Source organism: Candidatus Stygibacter australis, from assembly GCA_030765845.1.
Taxonomy (GTDB): domain Bacteria; phylum Cloacimonadota; class Cloacimonadia; order Cloacimonadales; family TCS61; genus Stygibacter; species Stygibacter australis.
Genome location: JAVCDJ010000081.1, coordinates 1 through 3,680 on the forward strand (window position 1 = coordinate 1; position 3,680 = coordinate 3,680).

The 3,680-nt window shown below is 38.2% G+C and carries 3 protein-coding genes and 4 tRNA genes; all 7 read left to right on the forward strand.

Annotation, left to right across the window (positions count from 1 at the left end):
- Positions 1-542, forward strand: a 542-nt coding sequence (locus RAO94_04675; protein ID MDP8321630.1) for a hypothetical protein, incomplete at its 5' end; no start/stop codon positions are given.
- Between the two features lie 122 nt (positions 543-664).
- Entirely contained in the window at positions 665-1,804 is a 1,140-nt protein-coding gene (locus RAO94_04680) for a hypothetical protein (protein MDP8321631.1), read from the forward strand.
- Between the two features lie 391 nt (positions 1,805-2,195).
- Positions 2,196-2,270: transfer RNA gene (locus RAO94_04685), tRNA-Thr, on the forward strand.
- A gap of 27 nt (positions 2,271-2,297) precedes the next feature.
- Positions 2,298-2,383, forward strand: a tRNA-Tyr gene (locus RAO94_04690).
- Positions 2,384-2,396: 13 nt separating this feature from the next.
- A tRNA-Gly gene (locus RAO94_04695) sits at positions 2,397-2,472 on the forward strand.
- A gap of 23 nt (positions 2,473-2,495) precedes the next feature.
- A tRNA-Thr gene (locus RAO94_04700) sits at positions 2,496-2,571 on the forward strand.
- Positions 2,572-2,645: 74 nt separating this feature from the next.
- The coding region (tuf, locus tag RAO94_04705; protein ID MDP8321632.1) for an elongation factor Tu at positions 2,646-3,680 on the forward strand (1,035 nt) is incomplete at its 3' end.

A 3,680-nucleotide genomic window follows, 5' to 3' on the forward strand; every position in this document is an offset into this window, starting at 1 on the left:
TCATCAAGTATCCGCCGATCTTGTATTATCCGCCTATAAACGCTACTTTATCTTTTTATTTTGAAGGAATTGTGATCATAATCGGTATCATGATCCTGCTTTTAATATTTGGTTTATTAATCCGTAAAAGAGATAACCGACCAAAGAATTACCTGGCATTTTTCTGGACTGTACCAGTATTAGCTATTATTTTTAATCTGTATATTGATAACCAGCAAATCTCAGTTCATAATACTATGATAGATACTCAAAAACTGCACTCTTATCGTCAGAGAAATGTATATCACTCTGCTGATATCATCTATTCAGCACAACAATGGTATCTTCAAAATAATGGCGAATACAGTATGGAAGATTTCGTGCAGCAAAATAATCTGAAAACTCAAAACCTGGAACACGGAACCTATAATATTTCAGCAAATGACACTCTTCTCACTATAATGGGAACAGGGAACTTTGTGAGTAAGGAGGGAATTTCCCCCAAATTACAGGCTACTTATAATACAGTAACAGATTCCTCAGCTATTGAGATATTACAGTAGATGGATATCGTTGCAAGTTTCCAAATTTTGCAACATAAAAGTGCACATATGCATCATATTTGTCAATTTTTCTTAAATTGACATTTTCCCAGAAGCATACAATATAACTCAGGAGGAAGATTATGAAAATCTCAGTCTTATTAGTTAATAGAATTATCATAATGGCAGTAGCCAGTATAATTCTAATTGCTGCCATCCCTTATTTTAGTTATTATTTTCTCGTAAAAAACATCGTAGATGAAGCTGTGATCGGTTTCAATAAACATGGTGATATAGCGGACAGTATTTTTACGGAAGAATTTTTGGAAGAGCCGACCAATATTGAAGATTTTGATTATGAAAAACTGATAGATCTGGGAGAGCAGGTAGATGTGGATTTAAGCGCCTACATTCAAAAAAGTAAAGAACCACACGGGAGTTCCTGGCTGTTACAAGCTTATGGAATGATTCTCCACAAGATGGTTATTAACTTAGCTAAGAAAGTATTTACCAATTATTCCATAAACAGGATCATTTCTTCAATACTGTCCATATTAGGTTTATTTTTTATCTTTATTTTGGGAAAGGAGCTCTTGAAAAAGACACACAAAGCTGAAGATAATGATACTTCTCCACTTTTGCTTCAAAGGTCTCAGATAATATATCGTCTGCTTTTGTCTATTTTAATTCTGGCAGGCAGCGGATTTCTATTGATTTATTTTGTCAAAAACCTGATCACTTTCATCAAGTATCCGCCAATCTTGTATTATCCGCCTATAAACGCTACTTTATCTTTTTATTTTGAAGGAATTGTGATCATAATCGGTATCATGATCCTGCTTTTAATATTTGGTTTATTAATCCGTAAAAGAGATAACCGACCAAAGAATTACCTGGCATTTTTCTGGACTGTACCAGTATTAGCAATTATTATTAATCTGTATATCGATAACCAGCAAATCTCGGTTTATAATAATATGATAGATACTCAAAAGCTGAACTTTTATCGTCAGAGAAATGTAAATCACTCTGCTGAAATCATCTATTCAGCGCAACAGTGGTATCTTCAAAATAATGGCGAATACAGTATGGAAGATTTCGTGCAGATAAATAATCTGAAAACTCAAAACCTGGAACATGGAACCTATAATATTTCAGCAAATGACACTCTTCTCACTATAATGGGAACAGGGAACTTTGTGAGTAAGGAGGGAATGATCCCTAAATTACAGGCTACTTATAATACAGAAACAGATTCCTTAGATATTGATATATTACAGTAGATTGTAGAGAGGGATAACAGAAAACCAGATAGGCAATTTTGATGAAGTAAATTTAGGAGTACATTTTGATGATGTGTTCTTCGAAAAGTGAGAAAGATAGCAGAGATCAGGAGAAATAAAAAAATCTCAGAAATTCTGGTAAAATTTCGGGAATGGGTGATATCAGGCAAAAAGGGTGAAGATTGAGATAAATAAATAAACTATAATATTGGCAAATAAAAAGATAGTAATGCAGGAGATATACCAGTCAAGAAAGTAATTGACATATTTTAGAGGACACAATTTTCTGTCATCTCTAAGTATTGATCGTTATAAGATGGATAGCGTGGTTAAAAAAGAGTTGACAGCAGAATTAATAGAAAGCTGTTTGGCACAACCCAAAATGAGGTAAGCCAGCGTGGCTCAACGGTAGAGCAACGCACTTGTAATGCGTAGGTTGTGGGTTCGATTCCTACCGCTGGCACCATAAATAATAATAAACATCAATAAATGTGGAGGGGTTCCCGAGCGGCCAAAGGGAACAGACTGTAAATCTGTCGTCAGACGACTTCGGAGGTTCGAATCCTCCCCCCTCCACCAGATTTGTTTATGAGCGAGGGTAGCTCAATTGGTAGAGCATCAGCCTTCCAAGCTGAGGGTCGCGGGTTCGAGACCCGTTCCTCGCTCCATTTTTAAATATTGTCTAAGTTGTGCTCATTTAGCTCAGGCGGTAGAGCGCATCCTTGGTAAGGATGAGGTCAACGGTTCGAGTCCGTTAATGAGCACCATGAGAAAAAAAATAAATTAGAAGAAAAAGAAGAAGAATTAAATATGTATGTGGTATTAATACCAAGGAGGAACTATGGCAAAGCAGAAATTTGTACGAGATAAACCTCATGTTAATATTGGCACAATTGGCCATGTTGATCATGGGAAAACGACATTAACAGCTGCTATTACTCTTTATCTGAGTAAGTCAGGTGGAGCAGATTTCGCCAGTTTTGACAGCATTGATAATGCTCCCGAAGAAAAGGAACGTGGAATAACTATCGCAACAGCACACGTTGAATATCAAACGGCAAATCGTCATTATGCTCACGTGGATTGCCCTGGTCATGCTGATTATGTAAAGAACATGATCACTGGTGCTGCCCAGATGGATGGTGCTATACTCGTTGTTAGCGCAGCAGATGGGCCAATGCCTCAGACCAGAGAGCATATTCTTCTGGCCAGACAGGTTGGCGTACCAGCAATGGTAGTATTTTTGAATAAAGCTGACATGGTAGATGATGAAGAGCTTTTGGAGCTTGTAGAGCTTGAAGTTCGTGAATTGCTTACTGAGTATGAATTTCCTGGAGATGACATTCCAATCATCACAGGATCAGCCTTATTAGCTTTGAATGGAGATCCTGGACCATTGGGTGAACAGGCTATCCAGAAATTAATGGACGAAGTTGACGCTTATGTGCCGATTCCAGAACGTCAGACCGACCTTCCTTTCCTGCTTCCTGTCGAGGATGTATTCTCAATTCAGGGACGTGGAACAGTTGCCACTGGTAGAATTGAACGTGGTGTAGTGAAAGTTGGTGAGAAGATCGAACGCGTGGGAATCCGTGAAACCGTGGAAACAGTATGTACTGGAGTAGAGATGTTCCGTAAGATACTTGATCGTGGAGAAGCAGGAGACAACGTAGGAATTCTTTTACGTGGAATGGCTAAGGATGAGATCGAGCGTGGAATGGTATTGGCTAAGCCAAAATCAGTGAATCCTCACACCAAGTTCAGTGGCAAGACTTATATCCTGACCAAAGACGAGGGCGGCAGACATAAACCATTTTTCACAGGTTATCGTCCCCAGTTCTATTTCAGGACCACAGATGTGACCGGATCCATCACT